The organism is Streptomyces sp. R35, assembly GCF_041053035.1.
In the GTDB taxonomy this organism is placed as follows: domain Bacteria; phylum Actinomycetota; class Actinomycetes; order Streptomycetales; family Streptomycetaceae; genus Streptomyces; species Streptomyces lutosisoli.
Window position 1 is genome coordinate 6391529 of the sequence record NZ_CP163440.1, and the last position, 19849, is coordinate 6411377.

The 19849-nt window shown below is 69.0% G+C and carries 22 protein-coding genes; 14 read left to right on the forward strand and 8 right to left on the reverse strand.

The window, feature by feature from the left end; translation table 11 throughout:
- Nucleotides 1-81 precede the first annotated feature (81 nt).
- Together AB5J50_RS29035 and AB5J50_RS29040 are read right to left on the reverse strand one after the other, a co-directional pair.
- A complete protein-coding gene (locus tag AB5J50_RS29035; RefSeq protein ID WP_369261161.1) occupies nucleotides 82-1065 on the reverse strand; it encodes an isopenicillin N synthase family dioxygenase in 984 nt (327 codons plus the stop codon).
- Nucleotides 1058-1528 carry a nucleoside deaminase gene (locus AB5J50_RS29040; RefSeq protein ID WP_330306526.1) on the reverse strand — a complete coding sequence of 157 codons (471 nt, stop codon included), beginning with the start codon at nucleotides 1526-1528 and terminating at the stop codon, nucleotides 1058-1060. Before AB5J50_RS29040 ends, AB5J50_RS29035 begins: the two co-directional genes overlap by 8 nt.
- Nucleotides 1529-1628: 100 nt before the next feature.
- Here AB5J50_RS29040 and AB5J50_RS29045 point away from each other — a divergent pair, with 100 nt between their 5' ends.
- Both AB5J50_RS29045 and AB5J50_RS29050 read left to right on the forward strand, forming a co-directional pair.
- Nucleotides 1629-2900, forward strand: a complete 1272-nt coding sequence (locus tag AB5J50_RS29045; protein ID WP_369261162.1) for a PucR family transcriptional regulator — start codon at nucleotides 1629-1631, stop codon at nucleotides 2898-2900.
- 79 nt (nucleotides 2901-2979) lie between these two features.
- The gene (locus AB5J50_RS29050) at nucleotides 2980-3576 is read left to right on the forward strand and encodes an SPFH domain-containing protein (RefSeq protein WP_369261163.1); all 597 of its coding nucleotides are present in this window, start codon (nucleotides 2980-2982) and stop codon (nucleotides 3574-3576) included.
- A gap of 72 nt (nucleotides 3577-3648) precedes the next feature.
- Here the strand turns inward: AB5J50_RS29050 and AB5J50_RS29055 are convergent, their stop codons facing one another.
- The gene (locus AB5J50_RS29055; protein WP_369261164.1) at nucleotides 3649-4614 is read right to left on the reverse strand and encodes an Lrp/AsnC family transcriptional regulator; all 966 of its coding nucleotides are present in this window, start codon (nucleotides 4612-4614) and stop codon (nucleotides 3649-3651) included.
- 470 nt (nucleotides 4615-5084) lie between these two features.
- Between AB5J50_RS29055 and AB5J50_RS29060 the strand changes: the two genes are divergently transcribed.
- Both AB5J50_RS29060 and AB5J50_RS29065 read left to right on the forward strand, forming a co-directional pair.
- On the forward strand, nucleotides 5085-6224 hold the full coding sequence (locus tag AB5J50_RS29060; RefSeq protein WP_369261165.1) for an FAD-dependent monooxygenase: 1140 nt from the start codon (nucleotides 5085-5087) through the stop codon (nucleotides 6222-6224).
- Nucleotides 6225-6337: 113 nt separating this feature from the next.
- Nucleotides 6338-7315, forward strand: a complete 978-nt coding sequence (locus AB5J50_RS29065; RefSeq protein WP_369261166.1) for a sugar ABC transporter substrate-binding protein — start codon at nucleotides 6338-6340, stop codon at nucleotides 7313-7315.
- A gap of 25 nt (nucleotides 7316-7340) precedes the next feature.
- Here the strand turns inward: AB5J50_RS29065 and AB5J50_RS29070 are convergent, their stop codons facing one another.
- Together AB5J50_RS29070 and AB5J50_RS29075 are read right to left on the reverse strand one after the other, a co-directional pair.
- Nucleotides 7341-7994, reverse strand: a complete 654-nt coding sequence (locus tag AB5J50_RS29070; protein WP_369261167.1) for a methyltransferase domain-containing protein — start codon at nucleotides 7992-7994, stop codon at nucleotides 7341-7343.
- Nucleotides 7995-8107: 113 nt separating this feature from the next.
- The gene (locus AB5J50_RS29075; RefSeq protein ID WP_369261168.1) at nucleotides 8108-9109 is read right to left on the reverse strand and encodes a zinc-binding alcohol dehydrogenase family protein; all 1002 of its coding nucleotides are present in this window, start codon (nucleotides 9107-9109) and stop codon (nucleotides 8108-8110) included.
- A gap of 130 nt (nucleotides 9110-9239) precedes the next feature.
- Between AB5J50_RS29075 and AB5J50_RS29080 the strand changes: the two genes are divergently transcribed.
- Nucleotides 9240-9566 carry an ArsR/SmtB family transcription factor gene (locus tag AB5J50_RS29080; protein WP_369261169.1) on the forward strand — a complete coding sequence of 109 codons (327 nt, stop codon included), beginning with the start codon at nucleotides 9240-9242 and terminating at the stop codon, nucleotides 9564-9566.
- 19 nt (nucleotides 9567-9585) lie between these two features.
- Here the strand turns inward: AB5J50_RS29080 and AB5J50_RS29085 are convergent, their stop codons facing one another.
- Entirely contained in the window at nucleotides 9586-10218 is a 633-nt protein-coding gene (locus tag AB5J50_RS29085; RefSeq protein ID WP_369261170.1) for a hypothetical protein, read from the reverse strand.
- 113 nt (nucleotides 10219-10331) lie between these two features.
- On the opposite strand from AB5J50_RS29085, the gene AB5J50_RS29090 reads away from it, so the two are divergent.
- The 3 genes from AB5J50_RS29090 (at nucleotide 10332) to AB5J50_RS29100 (ending at nucleotide 11687) form a co-directional block, all read left to right on the forward strand.
- Nucleotides 10332-11276 carry a Scr1 family TA system antitoxin-like transcriptional regulator gene (locus AB5J50_RS29090; protein ID WP_369261171.1) on the forward strand — a complete coding sequence of 315 codons (945 nt, stop codon included), beginning with the start codon at nucleotides 10332-10334 and terminating at the stop codon, nucleotides 11274-11276.
- Complete coding sequence (locus tag AB5J50_RS29095; RefSeq protein ID WP_369265540.1) at nucleotides 11239-11352, forward strand: DUF397 domain-containing protein; 114 nt, start codon at nucleotides 11239-11241, stop codon at nucleotides 11350-11352. Before AB5J50_RS29090 ends, AB5J50_RS29095 begins: the two co-directional genes overlap by 38 nt.
- 119 nt (nucleotides 11353-11471) lie before the next feature.
- On the forward strand, nucleotides 11472-11687 hold the full coding sequence (locus AB5J50_RS29100) for a ricin-type beta-trefoil lectin domain protein (RefSeq protein WP_369265541.1): 216 nt from the start codon (nucleotides 11472-11474) through the stop codon (nucleotides 11685-11687).
- A gap of 56 nt (nucleotides 11688-11743) precedes the next feature.
- Here AB5J50_RS29100 and AB5J50_RS29105 read toward each other — a convergent pair whose 3' ends face one another.
- Nucleotides 11744-13141, reverse strand: coding sequence for a cytosine permease (locus tag AB5J50_RS29105; RefSeq protein ID WP_369261172.1), 1398 nt, complete (start codon nucleotides 13139-13141; stop codon nucleotides 11744-11746).
- 163 nt (nucleotides 13142-13304) lie between these two features.
- Nucleotides 13305-13697 carry a PLD nuclease N-terminal domain-containing protein gene (locus tag AB5J50_RS29110; RefSeq protein ID WP_369261173.1) on the reverse strand — a complete coding sequence of 131 codons (393 nt, stop codon included), beginning with the start codon at nucleotides 13695-13697 and terminating at the stop codon, nucleotides 13305-13307.
- Between the two features lie 428 nt (nucleotides 13698-14125).
- Here AB5J50_RS29110 and AB5J50_RS29115 point away from each other — a divergent pair, with 428 nt between their 5' ends.
- The 6 genes from AB5J50_RS29115 to AB5J50_RS29140 all read left to right on the forward strand — a co-directional run bounded on the left by AB5J50_RS29115 (nucleotide 14126) and on the right by AB5J50_RS29140 (nucleotide 19846).
- Nucleotides 14126-15583: a menaquinone biosynthesis decarboxylase gene (locus tag AB5J50_RS29115; RefSeq protein WP_369261174.1), complete on the forward strand. Its 1458-nt coding sequence runs from the start codon at nucleotides 14126-14128 to the stop codon at nucleotides 15581-15583.
- On the forward strand, nucleotides 15580-16482 hold the full coding sequence (gene mqnP / locus AB5J50_RS29120) for a menaquinone biosynthesis prenyltransferase MqnP (protein ID WP_369261175.1): 903 nt from the start codon (nucleotides 15580-15582) through the stop codon (nucleotides 16480-16482). Before AB5J50_RS29115 ends, mqnP begins: the two co-directional genes overlap by 4 nt.
- A gap of 31 nt (nucleotides 16483-16513) precedes the next feature.
- Nucleotides 16514-17194, forward strand: coding sequence for a UbiX family flavin prenyltransferase (locus AB5J50_RS29125; RefSeq protein WP_330306541.1), 681 nt, complete (start codon nucleotides 16514-16516; stop codon nucleotides 17192-17194).
- Between the two features lie 122 nt (nucleotides 17195-17316).
- Nucleotides 17317-17772, forward strand: coding sequence for an Lrp/AsnC family transcriptional regulator (locus tag AB5J50_RS29130; protein WP_327430769.1), 456 nt, complete (start codon nucleotides 17317-17319; stop codon nucleotides 17770-17772).
- 48 nt (nucleotides 17773-17820) lie between these two features.
- Nucleotides 17821-18984 (forward strand): aminofutalosine synthase MqnE, encoded by a 1164-nt coding sequence (mqnE, locus tag AB5J50_RS29135; protein WP_330306542.1) that lies wholly within the window; start codon nucleotides 17821-17823, stop codon nucleotides 18982-18984.
- Nucleotides 18985-19159: 175 nt separating this feature from the next.
- Nucleotides 19160-19846, forward strand: a complete 687-nt coding sequence (locus AB5J50_RS29140) for a 2OG-Fe dioxygenase family protein (RefSeq protein ID WP_369261176.1) — start codon at nucleotides 19160-19162, stop codon at nucleotides 19844-19846.
- Nucleotides 19847-19849 lie beyond the last annotated feature (3 nt).

A 19849-nucleotide genomic window follows, 5' to 3' on the forward strand; every position in this document is an offset into this window, starting at 1 on the left:
TAGCAACAACAGTTTAAAAAGGGGGAGTTGGTTCGGGATAGGGCGCCTGGTGTCCGTTGGGTTACGAAAACCATCCGCCACTTATCCGACGGTGATCGAGTCCAGCTTCTCGCGTAGATAAACATGAGAGTCGACGGGTCCGTACGCGACCCGGCCCACCGGCGCGGGTACGGACTCCACGGTCGTCCCCGGTGTGCACTCGCCGAAGTAGACCAGCGACATCAGCTCCTCGGCGGGCGCGTCGGCGGGCGGCGGCAGGACGCGGTGGCGGCCGGAGCGCCAGCGGTCGCCGGTCCAACGGGCCATGAGGTCACCGATGTTGATGGTGAAGGCGTCCGGGTCGAAGGGGGCGTCCTCCCAGCCGCCCTCGTCCGTGTAGACCTGGAGTCCGCCCTTGCCGGCCTGGCGGTCGAGGATGGTGACGGTGCCGAAGTCGGTGTGGGGGCCGATGCGGAACTGGCCGGGCTGGGGGGCGCCGATGACCTCCGTGCCCGGGTACCAGTTGATGTTGAAGCCGTACGTCGGGTGGTCCATGTGCTTCGTGAAGAAGTCGGGGTCCAGGCCGAGGGCCTCGCCGAGGAGGGCGAGGAGGTGGTTCTCCAGTTCGCCCATCCTCGTCAGGTACTCCTCGCACAGCTTCTGGAGTTCCGGGGTCTCGGCGGGCCACACGTTCGGCGCGTACCACTCCGCGTTGGTCTCCGGGTCCTCGAACGGCTCGTGCGTCGCGAAGGTCAGCGACTCCTTGAGGTCCGGCGGGGTCTCCGTGCCCTCCGAGTACCCGTTCGCCTCGGCGCCCGGGCCGAGCCAGCCGCGGCCGCCGACCTGGGCGGCGTACGGCTGCTTCGTCCCGGTGGGGAGGGTGAAGAAGGCGCGGGCGGCCTCGCGGATGCGGGTGCGGAGGGTGGGGTCCACGCCGTGGCCGGTCACCAGGAGGAAGCCGGCCGTCTGGAGGGCTTCGTCGACGGTGCGGGCGGTGTCCGCCCGGGACTCCGGGTCCCCCGAGAGCCAGGGGCCCAGGTCGATGGTCGGGATGCGCGGGGCGCGGGGGGTAAGGGCGTCACTCACCGATGTCCTCGTTCCACAGTGCCGGGTTGTTCTTGATGAAGTCGCGCATCAGGGAGGTGCACTCGGGGTCGTCCAGCACCACGATGTCCACGCCGTGCTCCGCCAGCCAGTCGTGGCCGCCGTGGAAGGTCTCGGCCTCGCCGATCACCACCCGGGAGATACCGAACTGGCGGACCAGACCGCTGCAGTACCAGCACGGCGAGAGGGTCGTCACCATCGTCGTACCGCGATACGTCCGTTGCCGTCCGGCGTTGCGGAAGGCCGCCGTCTCCGCGTGCATCGAGGGGTCGTCGTCCTGGACGCGGCGGTTGTGGCCGCTGCCGAGGAGGGTGCCGTCCGCGCCGTACAGCGCCGCCCCGATGGGGATGCCGCCCTCGGCGAGCCCGGCGCGGGCCTCCGCGACGGCGGTGGCGAGCCATGCGCGTGCCTGTGCCTGATCGACTGGTTGATCGATGCGCTCCATGACTCCACTCTGCTGTGGCCGAAACACGAGGGCAACGTGCGGAAAGTACTCTCCGGTCAGCCCGCACCCGGACGGACTGTCAGCGCCTCTGGAGGTTCCCGTGCCCGCACTCACCCTCCGAGACATCCTGGCCCTCGACCCCGTCCGCGGCACCGAGCCCGAACTCCTCGCGGGCGAGGGCGCCCTGGACCGGCCCGTCCGGTGGGTGCACTCCAGCGAGGTGTACGAGGGCGCGAACTTCCTCGACGGCGGCGAACTGCTCCTCACCAACGGCTTCGGGCTCACCGACGCCGACGAGGCGACGCGGCGGCAGTACGTCCGTGAGCTGGCCGCGCGCGGTGCGGCGGGGCTGGCCGTGGAGGTCGGGCGCTCGCTGGTGCGGATGCCCGAGGAAGTGGTCGACGAGGCCCGGCGGCTGGGGCTGCCCCTGCTGGCCCTGCACCGTGTGGTCCCCTTCGTCCGCATCACCGAGGCGGCGAACCGGGCGATCGTGGCGCGCGGCCTGTCGGGGCGTTCGGCCGGGCGTCTCTGGGGCGGCGACCACACCGCCGCCCTGCTGGCCGACCTCGCCGACGGGCAGCCGCTCAACCAGCCCGAGGTGGAGGCGCGGGCGGCGCTCGCCGGGTTCCATCCGGGGTCGGCGGCGCGGCTGGTCGGGGTGTCGGCGCACGGGGCGCGGGCGGATCTGGGCGTGGTCGACCGTGCCGCGCGTTCCCTGGGCGGGGTCGCGGTGCTGCGGGCGGCGTTCCCGGGGGACGTACTGGCGCTGGTGGCGATGTCCGGGGACGCCGGGGCGGGTGCGCGGGATGTCGTACGGGCTGTGCAGGAGGCCTTCCGGGCGGTCGCCGAGGCCGGAGTGACCGTGGCGGTCGGGCACGCGGTCGTCGCGGGCGGCGGCTGGCTGCGCTGGAGCGAGACGCTGCGGGCGGCGCGTACGACGCTGGAGCTGGCCCTCACCGTGCCGTCGGCCGAACCCGGTCTGTCCGGGGGCCCGGTCGTGACCTCCTCGCGTGCGTTCACACTTGAACGCGAGCTCACCCGCGGCGGTGTGGACGCCAACCGCGACCGCCTCGCCCGTCTCGTCCAGCACACCCTGGGCCCCCTGCTGGCCTGGGAGGCGGCCCACCCCAGCGACCTCGTCCGCACCCTGGAGGTCCACCTCCGCCACGGCTGCTCACCCACCCGCACGGCCGCGCTCCTGCACATCGGCCGCCAGTCCCTCTACCAGCGCCTCGAACGCATCGAGACCCTGCTGGGCCTGGAGATCGACGACCCCGATCTGCTGGGGGAGTTGCTCGCGGCGGCTTGTGCGCATCGGGTGGTGCGGGGGATGGGAGAGGCTTCGGTACGGGGGCTTCGCACGGTGGCCTGAGACCGGGAGGTCTGGGACACTCCGGACAGCGGCATCCGGGGGGCACGACACGGTGGCCCGGGGGACGGGGGGAGTCGCGATGAAGACGCGCTATGGGTTCCTGATCGCCGGGGGAGCTGTCCCCCTTGTCCTGGGGACGTTCATCCGGCGCCTTCCACAGGCCAACGCCGTCGTTGTCGAGCGCTTCGGCCGCTACACGCGGACGCTCAACGCCGGCCTCAACATCGTGGTGCCGTTCGCCGACGCCATACGGAACCGGATCGACCTCCGTGAGCAGGTCGTGCCGTTCCCTCCGCAGGAAGTCCTCACCGGGGACGGCCTGGTCATCAAGGTCGACACCGTCATCTACTACCAGGTGATCGACGCCCGGGCCGCAACTTACGAAGTCACCAGCTACCTGCGGGCCATCGAGCAGCTCACGGTCATCTCCTTGCGCGACATCTGCGGCTGCTTGGACCTGGAACGCATCCTGAGCTCCCGCGAGGAGATCAGCGCGGCCCTGCGCGGCATCCTCGACGAAGCCACCGGCAAGTGGGGCATCCGGGTCAACCGCATCGTAGTCAACGAGATCGACCTGCCCGCCGCCGCCCGTGAGGCGATGGAGCGGGGGACGCACGCCAGGAACGACGGACGCGTCGTCCGCCTGGGGGCCGAAGACGAAGCCGACAAGCCGTAAGACGGTGTGGGGTGCCCCTCGCGGGCGAACATCCTCAGCAGGTCGTACGCCCAGAGGTCGTGACCGGCGCCGTCAAGGGGTCGTGAGGGCTTTGACCCGTCGCAGGGTGAGGACGGTCTCCGCTGTGTGGACGCCGGTCAGGGCGCCGATCTTCTCGCTGAGGAATGTGTAGAGGTCGTCGGTGGTGCGGCACAGCAGTGAGATCGCGAGGTTGGTCCGCCCGGTGACGGCGGCGGCGAAACGTACTTCCGGGTGGGCGGCGACGGCCCGTCCCGTCCCGGCGAGGGCGTGGGGCGTGACGGTCAGCCAGACCAGTGCCTCGACGCCCTGCCCGAGCGGCTCGTGGTCGTATTCGACGGCGAGGTAGAGCACTCCTGTGGCGCGCAGCCGGTCCAGGCGCTTCTTCACGGCGGTCTCGGACAGGCCGGTCGCTCCCTGGAGGTCCGTGAGGGTGGCGCGGCCGTCGCGACGCAGCGCCTCCAGCAGGGTGTGGTCGGTGGCGTCGAGGGCGACCGGCGCCCGGACGACCTCGGGGGCGGGGGCGCGAAGCGCGGTCTCCTCGTCCGGTCCGAGTGCGCTGATCTTGCGCAGCCAGCGCAGGGAGTTGCCGTAGTAGGCGTGCAGGACGCAGTGGGCGCTGACGGAGCTGACGTGGGGGGTGCGCTGGAGTTGTTCGAGGAGGAGGTCGTCGCGTTCGCGGCTGCTGCGTGGTGTGACCGCGCAGATGACTTCGGTGCCGCCGGCGGCCAGGTCGACGTAGTGGGTGTCGGGCCGTCCGGCGAAGGTGGCGGCCAGTTGCGCGGCCGTGTTCTGGGCGCAGCCGAGCCGGACGATCCAGGTGGAACGGCCCAGGCGGCTGTCGTCGATCACGCCGGTGATTCTCAGGTGCGCGGTGGTGCGCAGGCGCTTGAACCGTCGCGCGATGGTCTGATCGGACGCTCCCAGGACCTGGGCGATACGGCTGAAGGGCGCCCGCCCGTCGAGTTCGAGGGCTTGCAGCAGTTTCAGATCGAGCGTGTCGAGGGTCGAGGGCGTCACTGAGTTCTCCCGCGTGGACCGAAGGGCTCCCGGTCGTGCGCTGGGGTGGCGCGGCCGGGCGGTCATCGTACGGGCAGAGCGACGAGCGTCAAAGGAAATCCCCCGTGTGCTTTGGGAATCCGACATCCGGGAACGGAAAATCCATGATTTCCTTCACCCGGCAAGTGGCGCCATGCTTTGTGTGTCTAAAAGCAGCAGGTCAGATGGCATATGAAGAGTGACGGAATCCAATCCGCAGAGATTTCTTCCCGCATCTGCCATTTTCTCCGCGCCCACTCGGAGGATCTGATCGATTCGGGCAGGTCAGCCCGATGGGAGAGTATTTCGATGGATTAGGCAAGGCTTTGGATTCGCAAGTTAACCGTGCGTTTCCGTCTGCTTCCGTCTGCGCAAAAAGGCCGTTACGTTCGCCACTCATTGGCCCCGTGCGCTTCTGCACCGGGCCGGACGAACGACGCTAGGTGGTTGAAATGAGCCGAGGCAGTGTTCTCATCGTCGGAGGCGGGATCGGTGGACTGTCCACCGCCATCGCGCTGCGCGGTGTCGGGTACGACGTCAACGTCGTGGAGCTCCAGGCGGACCTCCACTCGTCGGTCTACGGCGTGGGAATCATCCAGCCGGTGAACGCGCTGCGGGCGCTGGACGCGATCGGCTGTGCCGAGGCGTGCCTGGCCGTCGGCTACTCCACCACCGCCTGGGGCCAGATGCTCGACGTGGACGGCAAGCTGATCCGCGAGATGCCCGGATCCCGGATCCCCGACTCCGACCTGCCGCCGATGAACGGCCTCACCCGGCCGCAGCTGCACAAGATCCTCACCGACAAGGCCTGCGAGGTCGGTGTCGCCATCGAGTACAACAAGACGTTCACCACGCTCACCGAGGGACCGGCGGGTGTCGGTGTCGTCTACACCGACGGCTCGGCGAACATCTTCGACTACGTCGTCGGCGCCGGCGGCGTCTACTCCACGGTCCGCCCGTACGTGCTGCGCGAGGAGTTGAAGCCGGTCTGCCTCGGCCAGTCCGCGTTCCGGCTCAACATCCCCCGGGAGCCGGAGATCGACCGGATCATCCTTCAGCACGGCCCGGAAGGCCTGGCGGGCTTCGTGCCGATCGGCCCCGACCTGGCCTACCTCTTCTACAACACCACCTGGGAGGAGGGCCGCCGGCTGGACCAGGACAAGATGGCGGTGGAACTGCGCGAGCGGCTCGCCCCGTTCGGAGGCCTGGCCGGGCGGGTCCGCGACAAGTACGTCAACGACCCCGCCCAGATCGTGTTCCGGCCCGAGGAGTGGCTGATCGCTCCGGCGCCGTGGCACAACGGGCGGATCGTGCTGATCGGCGACGCCGTCCACGCCGTGACCCCGCACCTGGGCCAGGGAGCGGCCCAGGCGATCGAGGACGGTGTCGTCCTCGCCGAATGCCTGTCCTCCCACAGCAGCCATGAGGAGGCGTTCATGGCGTACAGCGAGCGCCGTCACGAGCGCTGCAAGCTCATCGTGGAGTCGTCGGTCGCGATCGGCGAGTACGAGATGGACCCCGCCGCGCACCCGGACTTCGACCACGCGGGCCTCACCCAGCACGTGCTGGAAACGATGATCCAGCCCATCTGACCGGGGGTTCGTTGCCCTCCGACTGACACGGGGTTCGATGCCCTCCGGCGACAGCGACCCGCGCGCGGGCCGCTGTTCCGACGGCCATTCCTTCCAGCGAAAGGCACTCCACGATGACCTTCCCCGCCAACACACTCAGACGGCTGGTGGCCATGGCCGTGGCCGTCGGCAGCACCGCCGTACTGAGCGGCTGCGGCAACGGCGCCACCACCAGCGGCAGCAGCGGCTCCCTCACCCTCGGCTTCGTCAACGGCGACACCAGCGAGTTCGCCCACTGTCTGCAGACGGCCGTCGAGCAGGAGGCGAAAGCACAAGGGGTCTCGCTCAACACGGCCAACTCGCAGATGGACGCCGGTAAAGAGCTGAACAACATCGAAGACATGATCAGCCGCAACGTCGACGCGCTGGTCGTGCAGACCGTCAACATCGACTCACTCGAAGGCGACATCACCAGAGCCAAGGCCGCCAACGTGCCCATCTATCTGACGTCGGTCGCCACCGACGACGTGACCGGCATCCTCGGCGCCGCCGTCGTCGATCTGAAGAAGCTCGGCGCCCTGGACGCCGGTTGGATCGCCAAGGACGCCGCCGGCAAGCAAGCGAAGGTGGGCATCATCGCGGGGTCCCCCGGAGCCGCCTCCGACCTGATGGTCTCCGGCTTCACCCAGGCCCTGCCCGGCAACGCGAAGGTGGTGGCGAACCAGCCCGGCATGTTCAACCCCGTCAAGGCGCAGGACGTCGCCGAGAACATGATCGAGGCCCATCCCGACCTCGACTACGCCTTCGTGGCCAACGAGGAGATGGCCTTCGCCGTCCGCAAGGTTTTCGACGCTGCGGGCGCGAAGGGCGTCAAGATCGTCACCGAGAACGGCACGGACAAGGGGCTGGCCGCCGTCAAGGACGGACGGTTCTCCGCCACCGTCGCCAACTCCCCGAAGGTGATCGGCGAGGCGGCGGTGAAGAACACGGTCGTCCGGATCGGCGACAAGAACACGGCCGACAAGAACACGGCCGACAAGATCGCCAGGATTCCGCTGACCCTGATCACCAAGGACAACCTGGACGAAGCCCCTCAGTACTGCCCCAAGTAAGAGACCATCGGAAAGGGTCTCGGCGTCATTCGCGCTCCGGCTTCCGGGCGAGGATGAAGGCCTGCGGGGTTTTCTCCCGCGCGTCGGCCTCGCGGACCAGGCGGGCGACTTCGGCCAGGCCGGCGTGACCGAGGAGTTCGGCGATGAGCTGGGGTGGGAAGCGGTAGACGTCGAGGTCGAGGTCATGGCCGTACGCGTGGTCGAGATGGACCCGTTCGTCGCCCACCTTGAAGGCGATGAGGAGATGGCCTCCTGGGGCGAGGACACGGTGGAACTCCGCGAACATCACGGGGAGTTCATCCAGGGGCGTGTGCACCGTGGAGTACCAGACCAGGGCCCCGGCGAGCGCCTCGTCCTCGATGTCGAGGGCGGTCATCGTGCCCACCTCGAAGCGTAGATGGGGATGGGCGAGCCGGGCCGTCGCCACCATCTCCGGTGAGAGATCGATTCCGTACGCGTCGAGGCCGAGGCCCTCCAGGTGGACCGTCACCCGGCCCGGTCCGCACCCGAGGTCGGCGACCGGCCCGTCCCCGCCCGCCCGCACGTGCTCCGCGAACGCCGCGAGCATGGCCCGGTCGAGCGGCTTGTTCGCCAGCTCGTTCCTCAGCAGCTCGGCGTAGTCGGCGGCGACGGTGTCGTAGGACGCCCGGGTCGTGTGCGTGCGGCGGGTGGTCGTCATGGCGGTGAAGAGTAGTCGGGGGGTACGACAGTGCAGCGAGGCCGGTTTTCAGGGGCGCGGGGAACTGCGCGAGCAACCCCCGCTCACCCGAACCCGACGAACAAGCCGGTCCTTCAGGGGCGCGAGGAACTGCGCGGCGAGTCTCCCCCCGCCCGCAGCAACAGCTTCCCGGTGCTGCTCCGTGTCCCCATCAACCGGTGGGCCTCAGCCGCGTCCTCCAGAGCGAACTCCGCAGTCACCGGCAGGGAGACGACCCCCTCGACCACGGTCCGGAACGCCTTCTCGGCGATCGCGCGCAGCTCACCCGGTGCCGTCTGGGCCAGCCCGAGGATGGAGAACCCGGCGACCGACAGCCCCGTCGGATAGAGCTCCGGCTGTCCCACCTTCCACGGCTCGGCTGAACTGGCGTTGCCGAAGGAGACCAGGCGGCCAAAGGGGGCGAGAGAGGCGAGGCTGCCCCGGAATGTCTCGCCGCCGACCGGGTCCAGAGCCAGCTCGACGCCCCGGCCGTTCGTCGCGGCTCGCACTTCCTGTGTGAAGGAGCCGACGAAGACCTCGTCGTAGCCGTGGTCGAGGGCGTACTTGGCCTTCGGCTCGGCCGACACGACGCCGTACACCGCCCCGGCGCCGGCCGCCTTCGCCAACTGCCCGGCCACCGTGCCGATTCCGCCCGCCGCGCCCTGCACGAGAACCGTCTCGCCGGGTTGCAGCCGGCCCACCGTGTGGATGAGGGCGTACGCCGTCGGAAGCACCGTCGGCAGGGTCGCGCCCGTGCGCAGGTCCACGCCCTCCGGCAGCGGGAAGACGGTCACCGCGTCGGCCACCGTCACCTCCGCGTACGCGCCGCCCTCCGTCAGGGCGGCGACCTCCTGGCCGACCGCCAGCCCTTCGACGTCCGCTCCGACGGCCCGGATCCGGCCCGAGACCTCAAGTCCCGGACGGAACGGAAGGCTTGGTACGCGATAGCCCTCCGAGCGCGCCTTCAGGTCCGCGAAGTTCACGCCGACGTAGGCCACGTCGATGCTCACCTGCCCCGGGCCGGGCTCGGGGGCCTCCGCCTCCACGACCTTGAGGACCTTGGGACCGCCGTACTCCAGGAACTCCACCGCGCGCATGGCACACCCCTACCGAGTGCTCGACTGTTCAATGGAAAGCGAACACTCGGGAGTGTATGGTTTTCATCGAACACTCTGCAAGTGGACACGGCGCGGATACGGCCGACGCGAAGGACCCAAGGAGGCGGGCATGGCGGAGCGCACCAGTCATCGGGCGGCACCCGAGCACACCCACCCCGACGACGTCCCCGTGCCGACCGCGCTCGCCGCCCTCGCCGATCCCGTACGCATCACGCTCGTACGGGAGCTGGCGGGATCCCCCATCTGGACGCGCAGCTGCGGCAGCTTCGATGTGCCGGTCGGCAAGGCGGCCCTCAGTCACCACTTCGCTGTGCTGCGCGGGGCGGGGCTTGTGGAACAGCGGGACGAAGGGCCCAAGCGCGTCAACCGGCTCCGCCGCGAGGAGTTCGACGCCCGCTTCCCGGGGCTGCTCGCGCTCGTACTCCGCGAGGACTGACGGTGAGTACTGGGAACGGTCAGCATGGGGGCTCCATCCCCGCGTAGTCCGCGAAGTTGCGGCGGTAACGCGTGTGCCGGGTCTCCTGGGTGTGCCTGCGCTGCCACTCCTCGACGTCCGCCGGATCGCTGCGCGGGCCGGAACCGGCGCCGCAGTCGGCCTCGGCCCCCGAGACGCACCTCGCCTCGTACTCCGGTTCCGCCGTCGCGTCCTGCATGATCGTGTACGGCACGTAGCGGAAGATCCGGCGGCGGGTCGGGGTGCCCCCGTGTGCCGCTCTCAGGTGTCGGCGCAGCAGTACGTTCGCGTCGGTCTCGTCGGTGCCGTCGCAGCGGGTGCGGGCGTCGTCGCGTCGTACGGCGAGGTCCCCGCATGTCGCGCAATCGGGGACGGGTACGGGCGGGCGGCTCACCTCGTCACCCTGATGCCCTGCCGCGGTGGCGTTCCCTGAACGGTAGTTGACCGCCTTCACTTCGGCGCTGAGCCGTTCCTCCGGTGTCGCCGCGCGGATCAGTGCCGGGTCCGCCTGCCACTCCCGGCCGCCGCCGAGCGGGCGCAGCATCGCGTAGGGGCCCGCCTTGCCTCGGTACTCGCCCACCTTGCGCGCCTGGGGGTCGTGGACGAGGGTCCCCGGCTCGACTTGTTCCACCATGTCCTCACTCCGTACATGCCTGTTCACTCTGGGTGTACCGAGCGTGGCTCAGGGGAACGGTCGGTATCAACGGCCGACGCGTGACAGTGGTGCACTGTCACGAAGGGGGTGTGGTGAGCCGACGTAACGCCGACGGAGGAGCGGCCGCTACGACCGCTGCCGTTTTCGGGGAGCTGCTGAAGCACTACCGCGAGGCGGAGGGTCTGACGCAGGAGGGCCTGGCGCGCCGGATCCCGTGCGACCGCTCCCATGTGGCCCGGGTGGAGGCGGGTGCGAGGGTTCCGCAGGACACCTTTGCCAAGACATGCGACGAACTGCTCGGTACGGGTGGGGTGTTGGTGCGGTTGTGGGAGCGGATCGACTGGTACCCGGAGGTGCAGCATCCGGACTGGTTCGAGCGCAGGGCCGAGATGGATGCGAAGGCGGTGGCGCTGCGGGAGTATCAAGAGCGGGTCATGCCGGGCATGTTGCAGACACCGGGCTACGCACACGCGCTGTTCTCCCGCATCGCGAGCGGTGATGAGGTGGAGGAGCGAGTCCGGGCCAGGCTCAGTCGCCAACCGCGGTTCTTCGACGATGATGGTCCGCTGTACGTCGCCCTCCTGGACGAGAGTTGTCTGCGCAACGCGGTGGGGGGCGCGGAAGTCATGCGTGACCAATGCGCCCATCTGTTGAGTGTGGGGCAGCGCCCCAACATCCGTATCCAGGTGGCCCCGGCGAGCTACCCCGAGCTTCTGCGCCCCAACGTTTCCATGTCGTTGATCGAGCTGCCCGGCGGGCACCGGTGGGTGTATTCGGAGTCGCTGGACCGTGGCCATTTCAACGACGATCCGACCGTCTATGCGCGCCACAGCCATGCCTATGATGTGCTCAGGGCGGACGTCCTGTCAGCCCGCGAATCCGCCGCTCTGATCAGCGACGTGATGGAGGGGTACGGGCACGATGGACAGGCACGAACTCAGCGCGGCGACTTGGATCAAGAGCAGCTACAGCGGCGAGAACGGCGGCAACTGCGTCGAAATCGTCCCCGGTTTCCGCAACTTCGTCCCCGTCCGTGACAGCAAGACCCCCAGCGGCCCGGTCCTGCTGATCACTCACTCCGCCTGGTCGGCGTTCACGTCCGCTCTCCGCTGACCGACCGCCAGATCCTGTCCGGCAGCACCCGTACCGCTTCCTCCAGATCCACGTCCCCGACCCCGGACAGCTCGGCGGCCTCATGGGCTTACAAGAGCGTGTCGGGCGGCGCATTCCACGTGGTCAATGAGCACACCGGCAAGTGTCTGAGCGTGAGCGCCTACAACATCGTGACGGCCGATTGCGACCAGAGCACCCAGCTGTCCTGGCGCACAGGCTCCGGCGGCACCCTGCAGAACATGTACAACAGCCGGTGCCTCGACGAGTCCGCCGGCTGGCCGGTCACCTCGACCTGCGTGTCCGGAACGGCATCGCAGCGCTGGACGAGGACATGATCTCCCCCCTTCGGCCAGTTGCCCTGGCCGAAGGGGGGAGCGACAGCTGGTGTCTCTCAGGCCTTGGCGGCGAAACGTCCGCGCAGCACCGCGTACAGCCCCGCGCTCACCGCGAACCCGACCAGGCAGGTGATGTCACCGAACGACGCCCAGTGCTCCGGCACCCACCCGACGTATTTCTCCTGGTTGGAGAAGAGCGGCACCGACACCGCGACGCCGATCAACAGGGCCGCCAGACCGGGCCAGTTGGTGTAGGAAGCGTCGCCGAGGCGGCGGGACAGTTCCTCGTCCGTGGCCGTGCGGGACTGGAGCCACCGCTCGGTCAGTACGACGCCCAGCCACGGGCCCACCCAGTACGCGATGATCAGCAGGAACGCCTCGTACGCCGATCCCGCGTCCGACAGGGACGCCCACGCCGCCGCCGTGCCGACGACCCCGGACAGCACGACCAGCACGCTGCGGCCCAGCCAGGCGGGGAGCTTCAGGCCCAGCGAGGTGATGGAGATCGCGGAGGAGTAGATGTTCAGGGCGTTCGCGGAGACCGCGCCGAGGATGATGGCGAGCAGCACCAGGTTGCCGAGCCAGCCGGGCAGATGGCCGGTGAAGGCCGCCGTCGGGGAGGCGTCCTTCGGGGCCACGATCGTCGCCGAGGCCGCGCCGATGATCGCCACGATCGCGACCGACACGAACAGTCCGACCGCCGGGTAGAGGACCGTCTTGAACTTGTTCGCCGTACGGGGGAGATAGCGCGAGTAGTCCGTGGCGTACGGGTTCCAGCCGGCCGCGTAGCCCCACGCCGTGCTGAACGCCAGCAGGAAGCCGCCGAGGCCCCCGCCCCCGCCGCCTCCGCCGAGGTGCGCGTCCTTGAACGTCCACACGCCGGCCAGCAGGAAGACCACCGCGAGCGCCGGGAACGCGTACTTCTCGAAGACGTGCACGAAGTTGTGGCCGATGAAGCCGATCAGGATCTCCGCCACCACCACGAGCAGCAGGGAGGGCAGCGGCCGCAGGCCGGTCAGCGTGTTCAGCGCGAAGGCCGCGCTCAGGCTGTTCACCGCGAACCAGCCGACGCCCGCGACCACCGCGTTCACGCCGGACGGCAGGAGGTTGCCCTTGTGCCCGAAGGAGAACCGGCCGATCACCATCTGCGGCACGCCGAACCGCGGCCCGTCCAGGGACAGCACGCCCTGGGTGAGGGCGCCGATCGCGGTGCCGAGGAGGATGGCGGCGGCGGCCTGCCAGAAGCTGAGGCCGAAGAAGAGGACCGAGATCACGCCGATGTAGACGGTCGCGAACTCGATGTTCGGCGACGCCCACGTCCACAGCAGCTGCAAGGGGCTGCCGTGCCGTTCGGCGTCGGGGATGGGTTCCGAGCCCGCCGTCTCGACGGCGATGACCCGGTCGCCGTACTCGGGGGCGATCGTGGTGGGTGAGCTGGCGGGAGCAGTCGTCATGCGAGGTAAGTGTCCGGCTCGGGCGGGGTCCGGCCCAGGGGCGCATTGTCCGCTTCGGGAGGCTCGTCGGCGTACAACCTGCACGCATCGCCGTGCGACCAGCGGCCGCAGCTCCATCACACCGCTCCTGCCCCTTCTCCTGCCCCTTCTCCTGCTCCTTCTTCTACTCCTTGCCGTCCTCGTTCCGCTCGCGCCGCCGCAGCTCCTCCTCGCGGCGCCGGAGGTCGGCCTCCCAGTCCTTCAGGAGTGCCTCGTCCTTCTTGTTCTCGGCCTTGAGGGAGTTCAGGAACTCGGGGTTGTCGTCCGGGGCGACGAACTGGGTGCGCTGGTTGCGGTGCCACTCGGAGGGGGTGGCGCCGTTTGCCGGGGCCTGGCGCGTCTTGCCCGCCACCAGCCAGGCGATCGGGCCGACCAGGACCTCGCCGAAGAGCAGGATGATGATCACCCACACCACCTTCGGCAGGCCTCGTACCTGCTCCTCGGGTGTGTTCAGGCAGTCGATGAACGCGTAGATCCACAGCGCCAGGACCAGCAGGAAGGGCAGATACCTGAACATGGCCGAACGATCCCCCAGTGAGCGTTGGTTGTTCGGGGCGGTGTGGGGCCCCGGTGACGCGCACAGGGTAGCGGGTGCCCTCCGGTGGGGTGGGGCGGGTTTCCTCGCCCCCGCCGCCCCTACCCGTCCCATCCCGTTCCTGGGGGCTGCGCCCCCAGACCCCGCTGGGTTGTGTGTCGGCTGCGGGGCGGTGGGGGTTGCTCGCGCAGTTCCCCGCGCCCCTGAAAGCGGGGCTTCGCCCCGCAATCCCCCGCCCGCCCCGGGGTCTTTTAGGGGCGCGGGGAACTGCGCAATCTTTTAGGGGGGTCTGGGGGCGCAGCCCCCAGGGATGGGACGGGTAGGGGCGGCGGGGGCGAAAAACCGCCCTGTCGGACCGTGACGGTGGGGCGCGCGCAGGCGTGGGGTGGGGCTCGGCGATACTGGAACGCATGGCTTACGACGATCTTCGCTCCCTGCTGAGGGCACTGGAGCGCGAGGGCGACCTCAAGCGCATCAAGGCCGAGGTGGACCCGTACCTGGAGGTCGGGGAGATCGTCGACCGGGTACAGAAGAGTGGTGGGCCCGCGCTGCTCTTCGAGAACGTGCGCGGGTCCGCCATGCCGCTCGCCATGAATGTGTTCGGGACTGATCGGCGGCTGCTGAAAGCCCTGGGGCTGAAGTCGTACGGCGAGATCAGCGACAAGATCGGCGGGCTGCTCAGGCCCGAGCTCCCGCACGGGTTCGTCGGCGTCCGCGAGGCCTTCGGCAAGCTCGGCGCCATGGCCCACGTACCGCCGAAGAAGGTGAAGTCCGACAACGCGCCCGTGCAGGAGGTCGTCCTGCACGGTGACGAGGTCGACCTGGACCAGCTGCCCGCGCTGTTCACATGGCCCCAGGACGGCGGGTCTTTCTTCAACCTCGGGCTCACGCACACCAAGGACCCGGAGAGCGGGATCCGCAATCTTGGGCTCTATCGGCTCCAGCGGCACGACAAGCGCACCATCGGCATGCACTGGCAGATCCACAAGGACAGCCGGAATCACTACCAGGTGGCGGCCCGGCGCGGTGAGCGGCTGCCCGTCGCCATCGCCTTCGGGTGCCCGCCCGCCGTGACGTACGCCTCCACCGCTCCCCTCCCCGGCGACATCGACGAGTACCTCTTCGCCGGGTTCATCCAGGGCAAGCGGATCGAGATGGTGGACTGCAAGACCGTTCCGCTTCAGGTCCCCGCGAACGCGGAGGTCGTACTCGAAGGGTGGCTGGAGCCCGGGGAGATGCTCCCGGAAGGGCCGTTCGGCGACCACACCGGGTTCTACACGCCGCAGGAGCCGTTCCCGGCGCTCACCATCGACTGCGTCACCATGCGCAGGCGGCCGCTGATCCAGTCGATCGTCGTCGGGCGGCCTCCGACCGAGGACGGCCCGCTCGGGCGGGCCACCGAGCGGTTCTTCCTTCCGCTTCTCAAGATCATCGTGCCGGACATCGTGGACTACCACCTCCCCGAGGCCGGCGGCTTCCACAACTGCGCGATCGTCGCGATCGACAAGAAGTACCCCAAGCATGCACAAAAGGTGATGCACGCCATTTGGGGTGCGCACATGATGTCCCTGACGAAGCTCATCGTGGTCGTCGACTCGGACTGCGACGTCCACGATCTGCACGAGGTCGCGTGGCGGGCGCTGGGGAACACCGACTACGGCCGCGATCTCACGGTCGTCGAAGGGCCGGTCGACCACCTCGACCACGCCTCCTACCAGCAGTTCTGGGGCGGCAAGGCGGGCATCGACGCGACGAAGAAGTGGCCCGAGGAGGGCTACGCCCGGGACGGCGGCTGGCCCGAGATGGTGCTGTCCGACCCGGAGACGGCGGCGAAGGTCGACCGCCGTTGGAAGGAGTACGGCCTGTGAGTTCAGCTTCCGCGGCGCTCCCGCAGCCGGGCCGCACCAAGGCGTTCCTGCGCCTCGTCATGATCGAGCACTCGGTGTTCGCGCTGCCGTTCGCGTACATCGCCGCGCTCACCGCGATGTTCCAGTGGGACAAGAACATCCACTGGGGGCGGCTGCTGCTCGTCACGATCGCGATGGTCGGGCTGCGCACCTTCGCCATGGCCGCGAACCGGATCATCGACCGCGAGATCGACGCCCGTAACCCGCGTACGGCCCATCGTGAGCTGGTCACCGGCGCGATGAGCGTGAGGCACGCATGGACGGGTGCGTTGGTGGCGCTCGTCTTCTTTCTGGGGGCCGCGGCGCTGCTCAACCCCCTCTGCCTCGCCCTCGCGCCGATCGCCGTGATCCCGATGGTCGTGTACCCGTACGGCAAGCGGTTCACGAACTTCCCGCAGGCCATCCTGGGTATCGCCCAGGCGATGGGCCCGGTCGGCGCCTGGATCGCCATCACCGGCGAGTGGTCCTGGGACGCCGTCGTCCTCGGTCTCGCGGTCGGCGTCTGGATCGGCGGTTTCGACCTCATCTACGCCTGCCAGGACGTCGAGACCGATCGTGAGGTCGGCGTCATGTCCGTCCCCGCGCGCTTCGGGATCCCGGCCGCGATCTGGGGTGCACGTGTCTGTCACGCCGTCACCACGGCCCTGCTCGTCTGGTACGCCCTCGCCACCGGGGCCGGTGCCTTCTTCTGGTTCGGCCTGCTGATCGTCGCGGGCGCATTCCTCTACGAGCACTCCATCGTCAAGCCGAACGACCTGTCCCGCCTGAACCGCGCGTTCTTCAGCGTCAACGGATTCATCGGCATCGCTCTCTTCGCGTGCGCCCTGCTCGATCTGCTGGTGCGCGGGCTCACGGTCTGAATCTCGGCGGTGGCCGGATAGGCTCGACACCATGAAGCCAGGACAGACGCAGCGCCGGCCTTGGATCGTGGGGGTGTCGGGCGCCTCCGGTACGCCGTACGCCGCCGCTGTGCTGCGTGCGCTTCTGGAGGCGGGGGAGAGTGTCGACCTGGTGGTCTCGCGCGCTTCCCGGCTCACTCTGCTCGACGAGACCGGCCTGCCCTTCCGCGACGCCCACTGGCAGAACGACCTGCGGGAATGGCTGGCGCGCGGCGCCGACGGCAAGCCCGGCACCTTTGACGTGGACATCGATGACGTCCGTCATTGGAGTGCCGGTGACCTGGCGGCGGGGCCGTCCTCGGGCTCGTACCCCACGAAGGGCATGCTCATCGTGCCCGCCTCCACCGCCTGCGTGGCCGGCGTCGCCCTCGGGCTGTCGAAGGACCTGTTGCAGCGTGCGGCGAGCGTGACCCTCAAGGAGGGGCGGGGGCTCGTCGTCGCGGTCCGCGAGACTCCGTTGAACGGGCAGACGCTGCGGCACCTGGTCTCCCTGGACGACGCGGGCGCGACCGTGCTGCCCGCCTCGCCGGCGTTCTACGCGGGGGCCACGCACATCCAGGATCTGGTGGACTTCGTCGCCGGACGGGTCCTCGACGCGGCGGGCGTCGAGCACGGCCTGTACCGGCGGTGGGAGGGCGAACTGGGCGGCGGGTCCCGGTCCGGCACCACCTGAGCAGCACCTGCACAGCACTTGAACGGCACCTGAGCACGTCGCACTACCCGCTCAGCACTCAGCACTCAGCACTTACTTTCAGGAACACTCTCCAGACCTTTTCAGTGGAAGGCTTCGATCGCATGGACGCGGTGGACAGGCAGCTCATCCAGGCCCTGAGGGAGAACGGCCGGGCCTCCTACGCGGAGCTGGGGCGCCTCGTCGGTCTGTCGGGACCCAGCGTCACCGACCGCATCAACCGGCTGGAGGCGGCGGGCGTCATCACCGGCTACCGCGCGACGGTCGACTCGGCCTCGCTCGGCCTCGGCGTCACCGCCCTGATCGGCATCTCGCTCTCCGACGCGGCCGACCACGAGGACGTGGCCCGGCGGCTGCGGGACCTCAGCGAGATCGAGGACTGCTGGTTCATCGCGGGCGACGACTCGTTCATGCTCAAGGTGCGGTCGAACGACGTGGACGGCCTGGAGAAGACCATCCGGCGGCTGTCGGGAACGAAGGGCGTCTCCCGGACCCGTACGACCATCGTGCTCTCCACGAAGTGGGAGAACCGGGTCGGAGAGCTGCCCGAAGAGGAGTAGGGCGGTAGGCGTACGGTTGGATCGTTCGTCACGAGGAGAGGTAAACGCATGGATGTCGGGCTCAAGCGCGAGCTGGAGGACAAGGTCCGGGCCGGTGAGCGGCTGACCCGTGAGGACGGCATCGCGCTGTACGAGTCGGACGACCTGGCCTGGCTGGGCGGGCTCGCCCACGAAGTGCGGACGCGGAAGAACGGCGACGTCGTCCACTTCAACGTCAACCGTCACCTCAACATGACGAACGTGTGCACCGCGTCCTGCGCCTACTGCTCGTTCCAGCGCAAGCCGGGCGAGAAGGACGCGTACACGATGCGCATCGAGGAGGCCGTCCGCCTCGCCAAGGCGATGGAGGGCGAGAACCTCACCGAGCTGCACATCGTCAACGGCCTGCACCCGAACCTGCCGTGGCGCTACTACCCGCGGTCGCTGAGCGAGCTGAAGAAGGCCCTCCCGAACGTCTCGCTGAAGGCCTTCACGGCGACGGAGATCCACCACTTCGAGACCATCTCCGGGCTGTCCGCCTCCGAGATCCTCGACGAGCTCATCGACGCGGGGCTCGAATCCCTCACGGGCGGCGGCGCCGAGATCTTCGACTGGGAGGTCCGGCAGCACATCGTCGACCACCGGACGCACTGGGAAGACTGGTCGCGCATCCACCGGCTCGCGCACGAGAAGGGTCTCAAGACCCCGTGCACGATGCTGTACGGGCACATCGAGGAGCCCCGCCACCGCGTCGACCACGTGCTGCGGCTGCGGGAACTCCAGGACGAGACCGGCGGCTTCCAGGTCTTCATTCCGCTGCGCTACCAGCACGACTTCGTGGACATGAAGGACGGCAAGGTGCGTAACCGCCTTCAGGCGCGTACGCAGATGGCCACCGGCGCCGAGGCCCTGAAGACCTTCGCGGTCTCGCGTCTCCTCTTCGACAACGTGCCGCACGTCAAGGTCTTCTGGGTCATGCACGGCGTCCAGACCGCCCAACTCGCCCTCCAGCACGGCGCCGACGACATGGACGGCTCGGTCGTCGAGTACAAGATCACGCACGACGCGGACAACTACGGCACGCCGAACAAGCTGACCCGCGACGACCTGCTCGACCTGATCCGCGACGCCGGGTTCCGGCCGGTGGAGCGGAACACGCGGTACGAGATCATCCGCGAGTACGAGGGTGCCGACCCGGAGCGCCGGGAGTCGCCGCAGCCGATGCGGGTCTGAACCCCTCGCCCCCCGACAAGCCCCGGCCCCGCCGGGGCTTGTCGCGTTTTCACAGCCACGGCAAAGCTCCTGGAAACATCGATTTAACACGCAGACATCTACGCGTGTTGACTCTGCTGACTACAGTCTTGATCCCTCGTCAACCAGCTGAAGCTGAAGGGGAGTTGGACAGGGAATGGGGCTCAACGCACAAGGCTTCACGATCTTCGACATACCGGCGCTGGACGAGGAGGCGCTGGCGGAGTTCGCGAAGCTTCCGCTCGACAAGTACACGGGGTCGCGGCAGCGCTACCGCCGCTACTCGCAGTTCCGGCTGACGCACGAGGAAAGCTGGACGGCCGAGCTGCTGCCGCACCGGGAGTTCGCGCAGTCGAAGGAGTACAACCCGCTCGTGGGCGGCCAGGCGCGCGGCTTCGAGCCGCTCACCGTCGTGCCGGCGGCGCTGATCTCCGCAGCCGCCGAGGCCCTCGGGCTCGACCGGGACGCGGCCTGGCAGATCAATCTGCACCAGGTGCGCATCGTCTCCGCCCCCGGCGTCCAGGGCGTCGCCGTACCGGAGGGCCCGCACCGCGACGGCCACCACTACACCGTCACCGCGGTCAGCCGCCGGCACAACATCAGCGGCGGCGAGACCCAGCTCATGCCGTCCGGTGGCGGCGAACCGTTCTTCCGTACGGTGCTGCAGCCGGGGCAGGCCATCGCGCTCAACGACCGCGAGATGTTCCACCACGCCACCGACATCGAGCACCTCGACGAGAGCGGCGGGCTGCGCGATGTGTGGCTGATGGCCGTGAACCCGTGGGACGAGCGGCGGTACGGGGAGGAGTGGGAGGCGAAGGTCCTCCAGGGACAGCGGGCGTAGCCG

Excerpts from the sequence above, each read along its gene's own strand:
- AB5J50_RS29040 (WP_330306526.1), bottom strand. The coding sequence starts at position 1,528 with ATGGAGCGCATCGATCAACCAGTCGATCAGGCACAGGCACGCGCATGG.
- AB5J50_RS29050 (WP_369261163.1), top strand. The coding sequence starts at position 2,980 with ATGAAGACGCGCTATGGGTTCCTGATCGCCGGGGGAGCTGTCCCCCTT.
- AB5J50_RS29060 (WP_369261165.1), top strand. The coding sequence starts at position 5,085 with ATGAGCCGAGGCAGTGTTCTCATCGTCGGAGGCGGGATCGGTGGACTG.
- AB5J50_RS29065 (WP_369261166.1), top strand. The coding sequence starts at position 6,338 with ATGACCTTCCCCGCCAACACACTCAGACGGCTGGTGGCCATGGCCGTG.
- AB5J50_RS29070 (WP_369261167.1), bottom strand. The coding sequence starts at position 7,994 with ATGACGACCACCCGCCGCACGCACACGACCCGGGCGTCCTACGACACC.
- AB5J50_RS29075 (WP_369261168.1), bottom strand. The coding sequence starts at position 9,109 with ATGCGCGCGGTGGAGTTCCTGGAGTACGGCGGTCCCAAGGTCCTCAAG.
- AB5J50_RS29080 (WP_369261169.1), top strand. The coding sequence starts at position 9,240 with ATGGCGGAGCGCACCAGTCATCGGGCGGCACCCGAGCACACCCACCCC.
- AB5J50_RS29085 (WP_369261170.1), bottom strand. The coding sequence starts at position 10,218 with ATGGTGGAACAAGTCGAGCCGGGGACCCTCGTCCACGACCCCCAGGCG.
- AB5J50_RS29105 (WP_369261172.1), bottom strand. The coding sequence starts at position 13,141 with ATGACGACTGCTCCCGCCAGCTCACCCACCACGATCGCCCCCGAGTAC.
- AB5J50_RS29110 (WP_369261173.1), bottom strand. The coding sequence starts at position 13,697 with ATGTTCAGGTATCTGCCCTTCCTGCTGGTCCTGGCGCTGTGGATCTAC.
- AB5J50_RS29115 (WP_369261174.1), top strand. The coding sequence starts at position 14,126 with ATGGCTTACGACGATCTTCGCTCCCTGCTGAGGGCACTGGAGCGCGAG.
- AB5J50_RS29125 (WP_330306541.1), top strand. The coding sequence starts at position 16,514 with ATGAAGCCAGGACAGACGCAGCGCCGGCCTTGGATCGTGGGGGTGTCG.
- AB5J50_RS29130 (WP_327430769.1), top strand. The coding sequence starts at position 17,317 with ATGGACGCGGTGGACAGGCAGCTCATCCAGGCCCTGAGGGAGAACGGC.
- mqnE (WP_330306542.1), top strand. The coding sequence starts at position 17,821 with ATGGATGTCGGGCTCAAGCGCGAGCTGGAGGACAAGGTCCGGGCCGGT.
- AB5J50_RS29140 (WP_369261176.1), top strand. The coding sequence starts at position 19,160 with ATGGGGCTCAACGCACAAGGCTTCACGATCTTCGACATACCGGCGCTG.